Here is a 17,264-nt window from a genome sequence, read left to right on the forward strand (position 1 = left end):
GCCAGGCTCTCGCCGTCCTGACCTTCGCCGCCCGGCTGCTCGCCCTGGCCGAACTGGCGCTGCATGTCGCGGAATGCCTCGTCCGACAGCTCCTGCTGCTCGCGCAGCGTGTCGGCCAGGCGGTTCATCGGCTGGCTGCCCTGCCGGCCCTCTCCCTCGCCCTGACCCTGGCTTTGCTGGACCTGCAGGTTCTCCATCATCCGGTTGAACTGTTCCAGCAGGGCTTCGGCCTCGGCCATGCGGCCCTCGTTCATCAGACGCTGGATCTCGTCCATCATCTCCTGGATCTGGTCGCCGGTGATCTGCTGGCCCTGCTGTTCGCCGCGGTCGGGGCTGTCGGTCTGGTCCTGAGGCTGGCTCTGCTGGGCCAGCATGTCGGTATAGGCGTCGGTCGCCTCGCGCAGCTCGTCCATCAGGCGCTGGACCTCGTCGGGGCTGGCGCCGTTGCGGATCGCCTCGGACAGGCGCTCCTGCGCGGCGCGCATCCGTTCCAGTGCGTCCGACAGGCCACCATCCTCCAGCAGCACCGCAGCCTCCCACAGGGCCTCGGCCAGGCGGTCGCGGGCGTCGGGGGTCAGATCGCCCCCATCCAGCAGCCGCACGGCGGCGCGCAGTTCGGCATGCAGGTCGTCCTCGACGAACCCTTCGGGTTGCCAGGTGACGGCGCGCAGGATCTCGGTGCTGCGGCCGGCATTCTGGCGCGACCACAACAGGTCGCGGCGCAGCTCGATCAGCGTGGCCGCGAACGGGTCGAAGAACCGCCGCCCCGGCAGGGGCAGCGCCATCGGATCAGACTGGCCCGCCTGGTCGATCCCGTCCACCGCGCGCAGCGTGACGGTCACGGGCAGGTTGGCCCAGGGTGGCGGGACAGATCCTCGGCCAGTTGGCCCTGAACCTCGCGGCGATCGCCGCGCGGCAAGGGCAGGTCCAGCGCCACCGGGTCGCGCGGCTCCGGCGCGATGGCCAGGCCAAAGCGGCGATCGACCGCGTCCAGATCGAGGGCGATGACCGCCTGTGCCGACATCACGCCGTGATCGTCCCCGGCCTCGTAATCCTGGATCATCCGCCCGTCGGCGCGGCGCGTGGGTGCGGCCCCCGCCCGGATCACCGGCACGGCATCGGGCTGCACGATCACCGCGAAGCGGCGGCCCTGGATGTCGATGCTGCCCGACTGGTCGGCCCGGAACGCCGGGGCCGTCGGATCGTCCGAGGTGACGGGCCCGATATCCTGCACCAGGTCGGACCCTTGGGCATAGATGCGAAAGCTGACGGTGCTGCCCTTGGGCAACTCCAGAACATCACCCTCGGCCAAGGCGTTCAGGTACAAGGTCGGGCGGCGGGTATAGGCGGGCGGTTCGGCCCAGCCCTCCCAGACGGGCCCCTTCGGCGGGGCGGCACCGGGCTGTGGCGTGGCCATCGTCGCGGCCAGGGCGCGCACGCCCAGCCCCATCTGGCCGACGCCGCCAAAGATCAGCGCCATGACCAGCGCCACAAGCCCCGCCAGACGCAGGGCAAAGGGGTCGCGCCGCGCCAGATCCGCGTCGGGACGCACCGCACGCGCGGCCAGCGCGGCGTCGCGCATCTGTGCCAGATGCGCCTGCCACAGCGGCCCCTCGCCGCCGATCGCGGCACGGTCAGACAGCGCGGTCAGCGGACGTCCCGGCAAGGTGCGGTCCAGCCGTGCCAGCGCCTCGGCCCGGCGCACGCGGCGAAAGCGCCATCCGCCCCGGACCGCCGCGACCAGGACCGCCAGCAGCCAAAGCCCGGCCAGCCACGGCAGCACCGCCTCGGGCAGCGCCGCCACCGCGCCAAGCGCCAGCGCCGCGATGCCAAAGAACAGCAGCGTCGCCAGCGGCCAAAAGGCCCGCGCCGCCCGTTCCCACGCCATGCCGGCACGGGTCAGGCGCAGCGCGCGGCCCACCGGGCCCTTCTCGGTTGCGAAAATACCCTCGGGGGTCCGGGGGCTGACGGCCCCCGGGCTGTCGGTCTTGCGCGGGCGTCCGATCAAAGCCATGCCGGGATGCTATCCCGCGCAAGCATTTCCTCAAACGTGGGGCGTGCCCGGATGACGGCGAAGTGATCGCCCTGCACCAGAACCTCGGGCACCAGCGGACGGGAGTTGTATTCCGACGCCATGACGGCCCCATACGCCCCGGCCGACCGGAACGCGACCAGCCCGCCTGCCGCCAGTTCGGGCAGATCGGCCCCCTTCTGGAACGTGTCCCCCGATTCGCAGACCGGACCGACCACGTCATAGGGCCGAACCGGCGCCCCCACCGCAGGCTCGATCAGCGGGACGATGTCGTGATGCGAGCCGTACATGGCCGGGCGCAGCAGGTCGTTCATCGCCGCGTCGACGATCAGGAAGTCGCGATCCTCGCCGTTCTTCACATAGATCACGCGCGACAGCAGGACGCCCGCGTTGCCGACGATGTTGCGGCCCGGCTCGATCTCGATCTCGCAGCCCAGATCGCCGACCGTCTCGCGGATCACCTGCCCGTATTCGATGGGCAGGGGCGGCGCGCTGTTGTCGCGGCGATAGGGGATGCCCAGGCCGCCGCCCAGGTCCAGCCGCGTGATATCGTGACCCTCGGCGCGCAGCGCGCGGGTCAGTTCGGCCACCTTCAGATAGGCGGCGCGGAACGGCGCCAGATCGGTCAGCTGGCTGCCGATATGGACGTCGACGCCCACGACGCGCAGCCCCGGCAGGGACGCGGCCTCGGCATAGACGGCCATCGCGCGGCTGATCGGGATGCCGAACTTGTTGTCGGACTTGCCGGTCGCGATCTTCTCATGGGTCTTGGCGTCGACATCGGGGTTCACGCGGATGGCCACCGGCACCGTCGCGCCCATGCTGACGCACAGCGCGGACAGGGCGCGCATCTCGGGCTCGGATTCGATGTTGAACTGGCGGATGCCACCCTCGATCGCCATGCGCATCTCGGGCACGGTCTTGCCGACGCCCGAAAACACGATCCGGTCCCCCGGCACGCCCGCCGCCTTGGCACGCGCGTATTCCCCGCCCGACACTACGTCCATGCCCGCGCCCAGATCGCCCATCAGCTTCAGCACGGCCAGGTTGCTGTTCGACTTGACCGCAAAGCAGACCAGGTGGTCGGTCCAATCCAGCGCCTGCCGGAACAGGCCGAAATGCCGCGTCAGGGTCGCCGCGGAATAGACATAGACGGGCGTGCCCACCTGCTGCGCGATGCAGGACAGGGGCACGTCCTCGGCAAAAAGCTCGCCGTTGCGATAGAGGAAGTGGTCCATCTACAGGTCGGCCGACACGCCGAACCGGGCATCGCCGCTGACGGTGACGCCCATCTGCTGCTGCAGAGGCTTTTCGACCGGGCGCTGCGGGGCGCCGTCCACGCCGCAGCTGGCCAGGACGGCCACGACGACGACCAGGACGACGACGATGATGACAGTGTTTCTCATGCCAGTTTCTCCTTCCAGCGGGCGATCTGCGCGCGCACCTGCGCGGGCGCCGTCCCGCCATAGCTTTGGCGCGAGGCGACGGAATTGTGCACGCCCAGCACATTGAACACATCATCGGTGATCTGACCATGCACCGATTGCATCTGCGCCAGCGTCAGGTCGGGCAGATCGACGCGCCCCTGTTCGGCCAGCGCCACCAGCGACCCGGTCACGTGATGGGCGTCGCGGAACGGCAGGCCCAGTTCGCGCACGAGCCAGTCGGCCAGGTCGGTCGCGGTCGAGAACCCGGCCCCCGCCGCGGCCTCCAGCCGGTCGCGGTTCGCGGTCAGATCCGACAGCATCCCGGTCATCGCGGCCAGCGCCAGCATCAGCGTGTCGGCGGCGTCAAAGACCTGTTCCTTGTCCTCCTGCATGTCCTTGGAATAGGCCAAGGGCAGGCCCTTCATCACCGTGAACAGCGCGACCGTGGCGCCCAGGATGCGGCCGATCTTGGCGCGGATCAGTTCGGCCGCGTCGGGGTTGCGCTTCTGCGGCATGATGGACGACCCGGTCGACCACTTGTCCGACATCGAGACAAAGCGGAACTGGGCCGACGACCAGATCACCAGCTCCTCGGCCAGGCGCGACATGTGGACGGCGCAGATGCTGCTGGCCGCCAGGAATTCCAGCGCAAAGTCCCGGTCGCTGACCGCGTCCAGGCTGTTGGCCATCGGGCGGTCGAAATCCAAGGCCTTCGCGGTCATGTCGCGGTCGATCGGATAGCCCGTGCCTGCCAGCGCCGCGGCCCCCAGGGGCGATTCGTTCATGCGTTTGCGTGCGTCCTGGAACCGCGACAGGTCGCGGCCGAACATCTCGACATAGGCCATCATGTGATGGCCCCAGGTCACCGGCTGCGCGGTCTGCAGATGAGTGAAGCCTGGCATGACCCAATCGGCCCCCGCCTCGGCCTGCGACAAAGCCGCGCGGATCAGCGCGGTCAGGCCGTCGATGGCCGCGTCGCACTGGTCGCGCACCCACAGCCGGAAATCGGTCGCGACCTGGTCATTTCGCGACCGGCCCGTGTGCAGGCGGCCCGCGGGTTCGCCGATGACCTCCTTCAGGCGGGCCTCCACGTTCATGTGGATGTCCTCCAGCGCGGTCTTGAACGCGAACTGTCCGCCCTCGATTTCTGACAAGACGGTGAGCAGGCCTTTCCCGATCGCCTCGGCATCGCTATCGCTGATGATGCCCGTGGCGGCCAGCATCGCCGCATGGGCCCGGCTGCCCCGGATATCCTGGGCGTAGAGCCGCCGGTCGAACCCGATCGAGGCGTTGATCGCCTCCATGATCGCGTCGGGACCGGCGGCAAAGCGCCCGCCCCACATGCTGTTGGCGGTGGTCTGGGGCCGGTCGGTCATCAAGTACGTCCTTCGGAGGTCACATGCTGCGTTCCGCCCTGCTTTATACGGCCCTTGTTTTCGGTGCAAACACCGCCTTCGCGGCGGACCCCGACTGGCAGGCGGCCCGCGACGGGGGCTTGGACAAGCTGGTCGTGGCCGAAGAACCCGCCCCCGTGGCGGCTGCCGAATTCACCGACCGCGACGGCGGCACCCACACCTTGGCCGACTGGCAGGGCAAGGTGGTGCTGCTGAACTTCTGGGCCACCTGGTGCGCCCCCTGCCGCGAGGAGATGCCCGCCCTGGACCGGCTGCAGGCCGAACTGGGCGGCGACGATTTCGAGGTGGTGACCATCGCGACCGGCCGCAACGCGGTCGAGCGCATCGACGATTTCTATGCCGAGGTGGGCGTCGAGAACCTGCCCGTGCTGCTGGACCCCCGCCAGCAGGTCTCGCGAGAGATGGGCGTGGTGGGCCTGCCCGTGACTGTCCTGATCGACCGCGAGGGGCGCGAGGTCGCGCGATATCTGGGCGACGCCGAATGGGATTCGGACGCGGCCAAGGCGCTGATCACACAGCTTACAGCGCTGACGGGGCCGTGCCTGTGGCAGGTCACGACATGGTCGTTGACCATGCCCGTGGCCTGCATGAACGCATAGGTGATCACCGGACCGCAGAACCCGAAGCCGCGCGCCTTCAACGCCTTGGACATCGCATGCGATTCCGGCGTGTCGGTGGGCACGTGGCTCAGGTCCGGCCAGTCGTTCTGGATCGGGGCATCGCCGACGAACGACCACAGCCAGGGGGCAAAGCCCTCCTGCGCCTCTATGTCCAGAAAGGCGCGGGCGCCGCGGACGGTCGCCTTGATCTTGCCGCGGTGGCGGATGATGCCGGGGTTCAGTAGCGCGCGGTCGATCCGCGCCGCGTCCCAGGCCGCCACGCGTTCGGGGTCGAACCCGTCGAATTCGGCGCGGAAGGCATCGCGTTTCTTCAGGATGGTGATCCAGGACAGACCGGCCTGAAATCCGTCCAGCACCAGCTTTTCCCACAGCGCCCGCGGGTCGCGTTCGGGCACGCCCCATTCGTGGTCGTGATAGGCGACATAGACCGGCAGGTCGCCGCACCATCCGCAACGGTCCATCATCTGTTAACCCAAACCCAAGAAAGAGATCACGATTCACGGCAGGTTAAGCCAATATGGGCAGACTGCAAGAACACCCGACTCGGTAAGAGGCCGCCCGTGAGCGACAGAATAATGGACAACAGCTCGCCCCTTGAGGACGCGATCCGGCATCAGGACCGCATCACCCTGGCGGCCGTTTCGTCGGCGGTGGAAAAAGGCAGCGCGACGCTGGCCTTCCAGCCCATCGTGCAGGCGCAGCGCACCAAGACGCCCGCCTTCTACGAGGGGCTGATCCGCATCATCGACGACAGCGGGCGCTGGTGCCCCTGCGCGATTTCATGCCCCAGGCCGAGGTGACGGAACTGGGCCGCAAGATCGATTGCCTGTCGCTGTCCCTGGGCCTGCAGACCCTGGCCGAGGATCCGGGACTGCGCCTGTCGATCAACATGTCGGCCCGGTCGATCCTGTATCCCGAATGGATCAGCACGCTGCGGCGCGGGGTGTCCGACGACACGACCCTGGGCGAACGCCTGATCCTGGAGATCACCGAAAGCAGCGCCATGGGCATGCCCGAGGAGGTGCAGACCTTCATGGCCGAGGTGCAGGGATACGGCATCAGCCTGGCGCTGGACGATTTCGGGGCGGGCTATACCTCGTTCCGCTATCTGCGCGACTTCTGCTTCGACATGATCAAGATCGACGGCCAGTTCATCCGCGAGATCGCGACAAAGCCCGACAACCAGGTCCTGACCCGCGCGCTGCAATCCATCGCGCATCATTTCGACATGTTCACCGTGGCCGAATCCGTCGAGACCGCCGATGAGGCCGCGTTCCTGATCGATATCGGCATTGACTGCCTGCAGGGCTATTATTTCGGCGCCCCGACCATCGCGCCGCCGTGGAAGAAACCGCCCTCTCTGGCCAGCCGATAAGGGCATATTCCGCCCGTCCGCACGGGGGACATCATCCAAAAGTCCCAAGGCTTCGACTTGACGTAGCGTCCCGAAACAGCATCCTGACCCCAGGCCGGTTCGTCCGGCACTGATGCGAAGGAGTCTGCCGTGACCAAAGCCGTAATCGTTTCCGCCGCCCGCACCCCGGTCGGAAGTTTCCTGGGGGCCTTTGCGAATGTCCCCGCCCATGACCTGGGCGCCGCCGTCCTGGCCGAGGTTGTCGCCCGCGCAGGCATTGACCCGACCGACGTCGACGAGACGATCCTGGGCCAGGTGCTGACTGCCGCACAGGGCCAGAACCCCGCCCGCCAGGCGCATATCAAGGCCGGCCTGCCGCAGGAATCTTCCGCCTGGGGCATCAATCAGGTCTGCGGGTCGGGCCTGCGCGCCGTGGCTTTGGCCGCGCAGCAGGTGATCCTGGGCGATGCCCGCGTGGTGCTGGCCGGTGGTCAGGAAAGCATGTCGCTGTCGGCGCATGCCGCCTATCTGCGCGCCGGTCAGAAGATGGGCGACATGCAGTTCATCGACACGATGATCCGCGACGGGCTGTGGGATGCGTTCAACAACTATCACATGGGTCAGACGGCCGAAAACGTCGCGAACAAGTGGCAGATCAGCCGCGACCAGCAGGACGAATTCGCACTGGCGTCGCAAAACAAGGCCGAAGCCGCCCAGAAAGAGGGCCGCTTTGACGACGAGATCGTCGGCTATACCGTCAAGACCCGCAAGGGCGACACGGTCGTCGACAAGGACGAATACATCCGCCATGGCGCCACGATCGAGGCGATGCAGAAGCTGCGCCCCGCCTTTGCCAAGGACGGATCGGTCACCGCGGCGAACGCCTCGGGCCTGAACGACGGCGCGGCCGCCGTGATGGTGATGTCCGAGGACGAGGCCGCGCGCCGCGGCCTGACGCCCTTGGCCCGCATCGCCAGCTATGCCACCGCGGGCCTGGACCCGGCGATCATGGGCACCGGCCCGATCCCGGCCAGCCGCCGCGCGCTGGACAAGGCCGGATGGTCCGTCGGCGACCTGGACCTTGTCGAGGCGAACGAGGCCTTTGCCGCCCAAGCCTGCGCCGTGAACAAGGACATGGGCTGGGATCCGTCCATCGTGAACGTGAACGGTGGCGCCATCGCCATCGGTCACCCGATCGGCGCCTCGGGGGCGCGCGTCCTGAACACGCTGCTGTTCGAGATGCGCCGCCGCGACGCGAAAAAGGGCCTGGCCACGCTGTGCATCGGCGGCGGCATGGGCGTCGCCATGTGCCTGGAACGCTGAGCCCATTCGGCGCGCAATGATCTTGCGCGCCGGAACTTCATTGATTAGCAATATTTCAAGAACCTAAAGAAGGAGGGGGAAACATGTCGAAAGTCGCACTTGTCACCGGAGGATCGCGGGGCATCGGGGCCGCCATTTCCAAGGCGCTGAAGGACGCAGGCTATACGGTCGCGGCCAACTATGCCGGGAATGACGACGCCGCGCGCGCCTTTACCGAGGAGACCGGCATCAAGACCTACAAATGGTCGGTCGCCGATTACGACGCCTGCGCCGAAGGCATCAAGCAGGTCGAGGCCGAGCTGGGCCCCGTCTCCGTGCTGGTCAACAATGCCGGCATCACCCGCGACGCGATGTTTCACAAGATGACCCCGCAGCAGTGGAAAGAGGTCATCGACACCAACCTGACCGGCGTCTTCAACATGACCCACGGCGTCTGGAACGGCATGCGCAACGCCAAGTTCGGCCGCGTGATCAACATCAGCTCGATCAACGGGCAAAAGGGTCAGGCAGGCCAAGCGAACTATTCCGCCGCCAAAGCCGGCGATCTGGGGTTCACCAAGGCGCTTGCCCAGGAGGGTGCGCGTGCAGGCATAACCGTCAACGCCATCTGCCCGGGCTATATCGGAACGGAAATGGTGCGCGCCATCGACGAAAAGGTGCTGAACGAACGCATCATCCCGCAGATCCCCGTCGGCCGCCTTGGCGAACCCGAGGAGATCGCGCGTGCCGTGGTGTTCCTGGCCGCGGACGACGCGGGCTTCATCACCGGCTCCACGATCAGCGCGAATGGCGGCCAGTACTTCGTCTGACCCCCGCGAAACAGGCAAGGCCCGCGCGATCTGCGCGGGCCTTTTTCAGTGAGGGGTCGGCCATGCGACGGGTCAGTGACCAAGTCGGCTGATCTGCTCCTTGAGGCGAAGTTTCTCTCGCTTCATCGTGGTGATTTCGTGGTCGCTGGCACCTGGGCTCCTCTGTGCCCTCTCTACAGCAACCGATAGGTTCTGATGCTTCTTGCGAAGCTCCTCGACATGGGAAGCAACCGTCATCGCGTACTCCTCTATAGTTGTCTCGAACCTGTTCAGTGCACCACAGCTTATTGATTCTGTCACGCAGCTTTCGCAATTCCCATCGCGATCGGCGCACCCTCGCGCAGGATTTGGGCAGCAAGCGGGGTCAGGTCCTCGGCATCGCGGTCGTGACGGGCGGCGGCATGGGTGATCAGCGGGGCCAGCAGACGCAGCGGACCGCGCGCGCCTTGCGGGCGGCGACCAGAACGCGGCCCGCCGGACTGCCGTCCGGGCCGCGACAGGCAGGATCGCCACCGACCCGGCGCGACCCGCCAGCGCGGCCATGATCCCGTCCAGACGGTCGGCGCGTTGGATCACGCTAAGCCAGCCGCCCGGCCGCAGCCGCCGCAGCCCCGCGTCGATCCACAGCGCCAGCGGCGTCTCCTCGCGCCGGGCCAACGCGCGGCCCGCGTCGGGCGCGGGCGTGCCGCCCAGGAAATAAGGCGGGTTCATCATCACCTGATCGAAGGATGCGTCCCGCAGGACCTGCGGCGGGTCGGCCAGATCGCCGGTCAGCACGGTCAGCCCGATGCCGTTCGCGGCCGCGTTGTCGCGCGCCAGATCGGCATAGGCCTGCTGGCGTTCCAGCCCGGTGATCGCCAGGTCCGGCACCCGCCAGCCCAGGCACAGGCTGGCCACCCCCGCCCCGCAGCCCAGTTCCAGAACCGCCTGCCCCGGCTGCGCGGGACAGGCCGCCGCCAGCATCACGGCATCGGCACCCGCGCGATAGCCGTGGACGGGCTGGGCAACCCGCAGGCGGCCGTCCAGAAACCCGTCGATGCGCGTGTCAGTCATCCAGCCCGTTGTCGCGCAGGATGGCGCGGGCCATGAATTCGTCGCGGTCCGCGACCATCAGCCGCGCGGGCAGCACGCCGATGGAACCCTCCAGCACGCTCATGTGCTGATCCATCGGAAAGGTCACGATCCCCTCTGATTCCAGCAGGCTGGTGGCGGCGGACATGCGGACGGGATCGTTGCTGCGGAAAAGCTCTTTCATGGGCGCGACGTTAAGCGGCGGTTGCGCATTTGTCGATGCCGTGGCAATGCACGGGCGCAGACACGGGGTATGGCATGACTGTGCAGGACAACGTCCGCAAACCGCTGGATCGGCTGACCGAGGCCCTGACCGCCGAGATGGAGGCGGTCAACGCGCTGATCCGCGACCGCATGGCCAGCCGCCATGCCCCCCGCATCCCCGAGGTGACGGCCCACCTGATCGAGGCCGGCGGCAAGCGCCTGCGCCCGATGCTGACCCTGGCCGCGGCCAAGCTGCTGGGCTATCCCGGCCCGTGGCACGTCCACCTGGCCGCGACGGTCGAATTCATCCACACCGCCACGCTGCTGCATGACGACGTGGTCGACGAAAGTCGCCAGCGCCGTGGCCGTCCCACCGCGAACCTTCTGTGGGACAACAAGTCCAGCGTGCTGGTCGGCGACTATCTGTTCGCCCGCAGCTTTCAGCTGATGGTCGAACCCGGCAACCTGCGCACGCTGGAGATCCTGGCCAATGCCAGCGCCACCATCGCCGAGGGCGAGGTGCTGCAGCTGACCGCGGCGCAGGACCTGGCGACCGACGAATCCGTCTATCTGCAGGTGGTGCGGGGCAAGACCGCCGCGCTGTTCTCGGCCGCGACCGAGGTGGGCGGCGTCATCGCCGGCGCGCCCGACGATCAGGTGCAGGCGCTGTTCGATTACGGCGATGCCCTGGGCATCAGCTTTCAGATCGTGGACGACCTGCTGGATTACGGCGGCGCGACCGAGACGATCGGCAAGAACGTCGGCGACGATTTCCGCGAACGCAAGCTGACCCTGCCGGTCATCAAGGCCATCGCCAAGGCCACCCCGGAGGAACGCGCCTTCTGGACCCGCACGATCGAGGCGGGCGATCAGCGCGACGGCGATCTGGAACATGCGCTGGCGCTGCTGGCCCGTCACGGCGCGATGCAGGCCGCGCGCGCCGACGCACTGGCCCATGCGGCACGGGCCCGCGCCGCGCTGCAGGTGCTGCCGGCCCATCCGATTCGCGACATGCTGGCCGATCTGGCGGATTTCGTCGTCAGCCGCGTGGCCTGACCCACCCCCTTCATCCCTCTCCTGCCCTGCGATTTCGCGGCCCTTTCGGGGCTGCCGCGGACGCACGCGGTGCGCCTGCATTTCGGGCATTGCCCCGCATTACAGCCCATTTTCCCGGCATACCCGGTCTGGACCTCCTGAATCAGTGCCTGCGGCCTGTGCAAGCAGCTGCTTTTTGCCAATCCAAGGGGCGAAGTTCGCCGCAGCTGCGGCCCGTCGGGTGATGTTAAGGATGAGAGAAGTATGAGAAAACTTTCCGCATATGGTCTTTTGGCGGCGGCCCTGTCCGCGGTCCCAGCCTTCGCGCAAGACGCCGCGGCCCCGGTCGTCGAGGCCGCGGCCCCCATCGTCGACAAGGGCGATGCCGCCTGGCTGATGATGTCGGCCGTGCTGGTCATCTTCATGACCCTGCCGGGCCTGGCGCTGTTCTATGGCGGCCTGGTGCGTGCCAAGAACATGCTGTCGGTGCTGATGCAGGTGCTGACCATCTTTTCGATCATCGCGATCCTGTGGGTCGCCTTCGGCTATTCGCTCGCTTTCACCGGTGCGGGCAGCGCCGAGGACGCGACCTTCTTCACCCCCTATATCGGCGGGCTGTCCAAGGCGTTCCTGGCGGGCGTGGGCACCGATGCCTTGGCCGAGACCTTCTCGACCGGCGTGTTCGTCCCGGAACTGGCCTTCGTGATCTTCCAGATGGCCTTCGCCTGCATCGCCTCGGCGCTGATCGTGGGCGCCACGGCGGAACGGCTGAAGTTCTCTGCGGTGATCCTGTTCGTGGTGATCTGGTTCTGCTTCTCCTACATCCCGATGGCCCACATGGTCTGGTGGTGGGGCGGCCCGTCGGCCTATGACGCGCCCTCGGGGCTGCTGTTCGGGCATGGCGCGCTGGACTTTGCCGGCGGCACGGTGATCCACATCAACGCGGGCGTCGCGGCGCTGGTCGCGGCGATGGTCGCAGGCCCCCGCCTTGGTTACCGCAAGGAGCTGCTGGCACCCCACAACCTGACCTTCACGCTGGTCGGCGGCTGCATCCTGTGGGTCGGCTGGTTCGGCTTCAACGCCGGGTCCAACCTGGAGGCCAACGGCCTGACCGCGCTGGCCATGATCAACACCGCCGTGGCGACCGCCGCCGCCGTGCTGGCCTGGTCGTTCGGCGAATGGATGATGCGTGGCCATCCCAGCCTGCTGGGCGGCATCTCGGGTGCCATCGCTGGTCTGGTCGGCGTGACGCCCGCCGCAGGCTTTGTCGGCCCCATGGGTGCCATCGCGATCGGCCTGATCGCCGGCCTGGTCTGCATGTGGTTCGTGGTCTCGATCAAGCCCAAGATGGGCATCGACGACAGCCTGGACGTGTTCGGCATCCACGGCATCGGCGGCATCATCGGCGCGATCCTGACGGGCGTCTTCGCGGCCCCCTCGCTTGGTGGCGGCGGCGTGTTCGACTATTCGACCGGCGCTGTCGGCGAATACGCGATGGGTGCGCAGGTCTGGAACCAGACCCTGGGCGTGATCATCGCCATCGTCTGGTCGGCGGTCGTGTCCTTCATCGCCATCCACATCGTCAAGGCGCTGATCGGACTGCGCGTCAGCGACAGCGACGAACGCCAGGGCCTGGACGTGACCACCCACGGCGAGAACGCCTACAACTGATCGGGCATCCGCGCCCCACGACAAAGGCCCGGCCCCTGCGGCCGGGCCTTTTGCATGACCCGTCGGCGGGGAAAATCACGCTTCGGTGCGCCCAATTCCCCCCGACGCAAACTTGCTGTAAGCTGAATGCCAATTCCGCCGGACCAACCGGCCACGCAGTGACGCAGGCACCCGACGCATGAAACGACCCACCGGTACCCCGCCCCGTTCGGGCAAAAGCCCTGTTGCCGACAAGCGCAGCCAACCCGCGCCGGCCAAGGCCACGCCCCGCAAGGTCAAGCGGCACAGAAAGCCGCGGCGCGGCGGCATTCTGGGCTGGATCGCCGGGCTGGTGACGCTGGCCTGGCGCATCGTCTGGGGGTCGATCTGGCGTCTGGCGATGACGGTCGCGCTGATCATCGGCGCGGCCAGCGCCTATTTCTATGTCAGCCTCCCCGAGGCACAGGATCTGTTCGACGGTCGCGCCCGCGGCAGCGTCACCATGCTGGACCGCGACGGCCGCGTCTTTGCCTGGCGCGGAGAGACCTATGGCGCCGTCACCAGCGACCAGATCCCGCCCGTCCTGCAGCAGGCCGTCCTGTCGTCCGAGGACCGGCGCTTTTTCCGCCATTTCGGCGTCAGCCCCCGCGGTATCGCCAGCGCGATCCGCATCAACATGGCCGAGGGTCGCGGCCCGCTGGAGGGGAACGGCGGTTCCACCATCACCCAGCAGGTCGCCAAGCTGCTGTGCCTGGGCGACACCTTCGATCCCACCCGCTTTGCCAACGAGGCCGAGTTCGAGGCCGAATGCCGCTCCGGCGGCATCTGGCGCAAGATCAAGGAGATCCCCTATGCCTTCGCCATGGAGGCGAAGTACAGCAAGGAAGAGATCCTCAGCATCTACATGAACCGCTCCTATCTAGGCGGCGGCGCCCGCGGGTTCGAGGCGGCAAGCCAGGTCTATTTCAACAAGCCCGCGACCGATCTGAACGTGTCCGAGGCCGCGATGCTGGCGGGCCTGCTGCCCGCGCCAAGCCGCTATGCGCCCACCGCCAGCCTGGAACGCGCGCAGGCCCGTGCCAGCGTGGTCATGGGGCTGATGCACCAAGAAGGCTATCTGGACGACCAGCAGCTGGCCGCCGCCCGTGCCGCCCCCGCCGCCCTGTCGCAGGCCGCGACCGCGCGGGCGGGTGGCTATTTCGCGGACTGGCTGATGGAATCCGGTCCCGGCTTCCTGACCAGCGAGACGACCGAGGACGTGACCATCACCACGACCCTTGACCAGCGCATCCAGCGGGCCGCCGAACGCGCCCTGCAGCAGGTGTTCGACGAAAAGGTCAAGGACGGCTCGACCGCCGAGGCGGCCGTGGTCGTGATGTCCGCCGACGGCGCTGTGCGCGCGATCATCGGCGGGCGCGACACGCGGGTGAACGGCGTCTTCAACCGCGCGACCCAGGCCAAGCGCCAGACCGGGTCCAGCTTCAAGCCCTTCGTCTATGCCGCCGCGCTGGAGGCCGGGTATTCGCCCTCCGACCGGATCGAGGACGGTCCCCTGACCATCCGCATTCCGGGCGGGCGCAACTGGTCGCCCCAGAACTATACCCGCAACTATCGCGGGATGGTGTCCCTGACGCAGTCGCTGGCGCAGTCGCTGAACACCTCGACCATCCGCCTGCAGGAGGTCGTGGGCCGCGACCAGGTGATCCGCGTGGCGCGCGATTTCGGCATCGTCAGCAACCTGACCACCAGCCCGTCCCTGGGCCTGGGCGCGTCCGAGGCGACGCTGCTGGAACTGACCGGCGCCTATGCGGGCATCCGCAACGGCGGCACCTCGGTCGCGCCCTATGGCGTGGTCGAGGTCGCGATGCAGGGCGACGACCGCCCGCTGATGGGCCAGACCGGCGGTTTCGGCGAACGCGTCATCAGCCAGCGCGCCGCCGGCCAGCTGATCTACATGATGCAGCAGGTGATCTCGAACGGCACAGGCGGGCGCGCGCAGCTGGGCGACCGTCCCGTGGCGGGCAAGACCGGCACGACCAGCAGCTATCGCGACGCGTGGTTCGTGGGCTTTACCGAACAGTACGTGACCGGCGTCTGGATGGGCAACGACGACAACACGCCGCTGACCGGGGTGACGGGCGGCGGTCTGCCGGCCGAGATCTGGCAGGCCGTGATGCTGGAGATCCATGACGGTCTGCCCGAACTGCCCCTGTCGACCGTGTCGCCCGATGGCAGCGGGATCATCATGTCCAGCGGCGGCACCACCCCGCAGGTGGTGACCAGCGGCTCGGCCGACGATCCGCTGGCCGCTGCGCTGGCCGGGGTGATGAACGGGATCGAGGCGCAGAACAGCGGCCGCGTGATCACCGCCCCCGGAGAGGTGCAGGGCGGCCCCCCCGTCACGCCGGGCAGCAGCGTGGGCGCCGATTCGGACGACGCCCTGTCCCGCGCCCTGAACGGCATCCTGGGCGGGAACTGATCGCCGGACATGAAAAAGCCGCCCGGTCGCAGGACCGGGCGGCTTATTCGTGGCCCCGCGCTGTCAGCCCGCCTGGCGCAGATCCGCGGCCAGGCCCACGACGTCGCCCTGGCGGCGGGCCAGCATCGCGCCGATCTCGGCCCGTTCGCTGGCCAGCATGTTCACGCCCTCGATGATGATGTTGAAATACAGGTCCTCCCCCGAGCGGTCGGACACGTGCCACTCCACCTCCAGCGGTGCGCGCCCGTTCAGATAGGCGACCGATGTCACCGCGTAAAAGCTTTTCAGCTGCCGTGCGCCCGTCACCTCGATCCGCGATCCGATGAACTCGCGGAACCGCGCGCCGTACTTGCGCCCGATATAGCCTTGGAACGCCTGCTTGTAGTCGGCGAACACCGCGGGGTCGGTCTGGCGCGCGGCGGGGCCGAGCGCGGACCGCGCGATGACGTCCACATCGGCGTAACGGGCAAAGATTGCCTCGAACTGCTGATACATCTGCGGGGCGGGCTGGCCGGAATTGATGACCTGATAGACCTCGGCCAGGGACCGGTCGATCAGCGCATGCGCCCCGTCCGCGTCCAGCGCATGCGCGGGACGCCAAGGCAGCACCGCGGTCAGAGACGCGCATCCGATCAGGCCCAGCAGCCCCCGGCGGTCAGTCCGAATAGGGGTCGATGACATCCGCATCGTCATAGGGGTCATAATCGTCACCGGTCTCTCCCAGGTCAAATCGGCGGTTCATCAGCCAGATCAGCCGCGTCTGCGCATAGCTATCCGCACTGCCCTGCAGAATGCCATCCACCGTGTCCCCAAAGCGCGCCCGATCACCGGCTTTTGACGCGACGCGCAGGGCAAAGACCGCGCCCGCCTCGCGCCCGTCCAGCAGATGGTACAGCGGATCGATGACCAGATCGACCACCTGCCCCACCGCATCGCGCTGTGTCGACGGGCCCAGCACGGGCAGTTCCAGATAGGCCCCCTCGGGGACGCCCCAGACTGCCAGTGTCTGGCCGAAGTCGGTGTCACGCTCGGTCACGCCGAAACTGTCTGCGGCGGGGTCAAAGACGCCCCCCAGCCCGACCGTGGAATTGACTGCGAACCGGGTCAGGTTCGCGCCCGCATCGCGCGGTTTGCCCTGCAGCAGCCCGTTCACGACCTTGACCGGCAGCGACAGGTTGCGCCCGGCGTTGATCACCATCTGCAGCGGCCCGATCGGGGCGTCGGGATCGCGCGGCGCGTCGTCGTCCTCCCCCTTCAGCCGGTTCGCGACGGGGCCGATGACCCGCGCGTCCAGCCCCTTGTTGAAGGCGTGAACGCGGCGGTTCTGGGCCTCGTACGGGTCGTTGATGGTGATGCCGTCCTGCTGGACGGGCGCCTGCGCGCAACCGGCGGCGACAAGCGCCGTCAGCAGCAGGGCCATGACGGGGGGGCTGTTGGGGCGCAAGGGAATCCTTAACCTTTCAGTGCGAGGGTCGCGGCAGGCTGGCATAAGCCCTGCGTGGTGATATGGTCGCCGCGGTAACGAGGCAAGCCCCGCCATCGGCGCGGCATTTTCAAGGCATGACGAATGGCCAAGGCTGCGAACCTGACCGACGGGGCCCGCGAACTGCGCCAGGCGCGTGCCACGGGCTGGTCGCTGTTCCTGGCGGTGGGGGTGTTTTCGGCGGTCGTGAACCTGCTGATGCTGACCGGACCGCTGTTCATGCTGCAGGTCTATGACCGCGTGCTGGCCTCGCGCAGCGTGGAGACCCTGACCGCCCTTTTCGTGCTGGTGGTGTTCCTGTTCGCGCTGATGGGCGCCATCGACATCATCCGCAACCGCGTGATGCAGCGGATCGCCGCCCG

Annotated in this window: 13 protein-coding genes and 5 pseudogenes; 8 read left to right on the forward strand and 10 right to left on the reverse strand. The window is 67.8% G+C overall.

The genetic code is table 11. The features are described from left to right. The 4 genes and pseudogenes from TY51_RS24645 to argH all read right to left on the reverse strand — a co-directional run. Nucleotides 1–2,014: pseudogene (locus TY51_RS24645) on the reverse strand (DUF4175 domain-containing protein); the annotation flags it as partial. Continuing rightward, nucleotides 2,005–3,270 (reverse strand): diaminopimelate decarboxylase, encoded by a 1,266-nt coding sequence (gene lysA, locus TY51_RS17825; RefSeq protein ID WP_042252197.1) that lies wholly within the window; start codon nt 3,268–3,270, stop codon nt 2,005–2,007. The gene lysA and the pseudogene TY51_RS24645, both read right to left, overlap by 10 nt. Beyond that, complete coding sequence (locus TY51_RS22890) at nt 3,271–3,438, reverse strand: hypothetical protein (RefSeq protein WP_197054827.1); 168 nt, start codon at nt 3,436–3,438, stop codon at nt 3,271–3,273. It lies immediately after the preceding gene. Further along, nucleotides 3,435–4,835: an argininosuccinate lyase gene (gene argH / locus TY51_RS17830; RefSeq protein WP_042252199.1), complete on the reverse strand. Its 1,401-nt coding sequence runs from the start codon at nt 4,833–4,835 to the stop codon at nt 3,435–3,437. Before argH ends, TY51_RS22890 begins: the two co-directional genes overlap by 4 nt. A gap of 23 nt (nt 4,836–4,858) precedes the next feature. On the opposite strand from argH, the gene TY51_RS17835 reads away from it, so the two are divergent. Then, complete coding sequence (locus TY51_RS17835; protein ID WP_081995236.1) at nt 4,859–5,473, forward strand: TlpA disulfide reductase family protein; 615 nt, start codon at nt 4,859–4,861, stop codon at nt 5,471–5,473. Here TY51_RS17835 and TY51_RS21410 read toward each other — a convergent pair. Next, nucleotides 5,392–5,958: pseudogene (locus TY51_RS21410) on the reverse strand (DNA-3-methyladenine glycosylase I); the annotation flags it as partial. The gene TY51_RS17835 and the pseudogene TY51_RS21410 sit on opposite strands and share 82 nt — an antisense overlap. Nucleotides 5,959–6,069: 111 nt before the next feature. Here TY51_RS21410 and TY51_RS17845 point away from each other — a divergent pair. The 3 genes and pseudogenes from TY51_RS17845 (at nt 6,070) to phbB (ending at nt 8,980) form a co-directional block, all read left to right on the forward strand. After that, nucleotides 6,070–6,869: pseudogene (locus TY51_RS17845) on the forward strand (EAL domain-containing protein). A 129-nt stretch (nt 6,870–6,998) separates the two neighbouring features. Beyond that, nucleotides 6,999–8,171, forward strand: a complete 1,173-nt coding sequence (locus TY51_RS17850; protein WP_042252205.1) for an acetyl-CoA C-acetyltransferase — start codon at nt 6,999–7,001, stop codon at nt 8,169–8,171. An 83-nt stretch (nt 8,172–8,254) separates the two neighbouring features. Beyond that, nucleotides 8,255–8,980, forward strand: a complete 726-nt coding sequence (gene phbB / locus TY51_RS17855; protein ID WP_042252209.1) for an acetoacetyl-CoA reductase — start codon at nt 8,255–8,257, stop codon at nt 8,978–8,980. 72 nt (nt 8,981–9,052) lie between these two features. On the opposite strand, the gene TY51_RS24650 is transcribed toward phbB, so the two are convergent. The 3 genes and pseudogenes from TY51_RS24650 to TY51_RS17865 all read right to left on the reverse strand — a co-directional run bounded on the left by TY51_RS24650 (nt 9,053) and on the right by TY51_RS17865 (nt 10,235). Next, the gene (locus TY51_RS24650) at nt 9,053–9,217 is read right to left on the reverse strand and encodes a YdcH family protein (RefSeq protein ID WP_081995238.1); all 165 of its coding nucleotides are present in this window, start codon (nt 9,215–9,217) and stop codon (nt 9,053–9,055) included. Between the two features lie 59 nt (nt 9,218–9,276). Continuing rightward, a pseudogene (locus TY51_RS17860) lies at nt 9,277–10,033 on the reverse strand (tRNA1(Val) (adenine(37)-N6)-methyltransferase). Beyond that, the gene (locus TY51_RS17865; protein WP_042252211.1) at nt 10,026–10,235 is read right to left on the reverse strand and encodes a DUF2007 domain-containing protein; all 210 of its coding nucleotides are present in this window, start codon (nt 10,233–10,235) and stop codon (nt 10,026–10,028) included. Before TY51_RS17865 ends, TY51_RS17860 begins: the two are co-directional and overlap by 8 nt. 74 nt (nt 10,236–10,309) lie before the next feature. Here TY51_RS17865 and TY51_RS17870 point away from each other — a divergent pair, with 74 nt between their 5' ends. The 3 genes from TY51_RS17870 (at nt 10,310) to TY51_RS17880 (ending at nt 15,419) form a co-directional block, all read left to right on the forward strand. After that, nucleotides 10,310–11,311 (forward strand): polyprenyl synthetase family protein, encoded by a 1,002-nt coding sequence (locus tag TY51_RS17870; protein WP_042252215.1) that lies wholly within the window; start codon nt 10,310–10,312, stop codon nt 11,309–11,311. A 243-nt stretch (nt 11,312–11,554) separates the two neighbouring features. Further along, nucleotides 11,555–12,961, forward strand: coding sequence for an ammonium transporter (locus tag TY51_RS17875; protein ID WP_042252218.1), 1,407 nt, complete (start codon nt 11,555–11,557; stop codon nt 12,959–12,961). Between the two features lie 178 nt (nt 12,962–13,139). After that, nucleotides 13,140–15,419, forward strand: coding sequence for a transglycosylase domain-containing protein (locus TY51_RS17880; RefSeq protein ID WP_042252220.1), 2,280 nt, complete (start codon nt 13,140–13,142; stop codon nt 15,417–15,419). A gap of 63 nt (nt 15,420–15,482) precedes the next feature. Here TY51_RS17880 and TY51_RS17885 read toward each other — a convergent pair whose 3' ends face one another. Both TY51_RS17885 and TY51_RS17890 read right to left on the reverse strand, forming a co-directional pair. Next, a complete protein-coding gene (locus TY51_RS17885) occupies nt 15,483–16,100 on the reverse strand; it encodes a phospholipid-binding protein MlaC (RefSeq protein ID WP_052650430.1) in 618 nt (205 codons plus the stop codon). Next, nucleotides 16,075–16,863, reverse strand: a complete 789-nt coding sequence (locus TY51_RS17890; protein WP_231559127.1) for a VacJ family lipoprotein — start codon at nt 16,861–16,863, stop codon at nt 16,075–16,077. Before TY51_RS17890 ends, TY51_RS17885 begins: the two co-directional genes overlap by 26 nt. Before the next feature lie 123 nt (nt 16,864–16,986). On the opposite strand from TY51_RS17890, the pseudogene TY51_RS17895 reads away from it, so the two are divergent. Beyond that, nucleotides 16,987–17,264: pseudogene (locus TY51_RS17895) on the forward strand (type I secretion system permease/ATPase); the annotation flags it as partial.

Origin of the sequence: Paracoccus sp. PAMC 22219 (assembly GCF_000787695.1) — a bacterium.
Classification (GTDB): Bacteria; Pseudomonadota; Alphaproteobacteria; order Rhodobacterales; family Rhodobacteraceae; genus Paracoccus.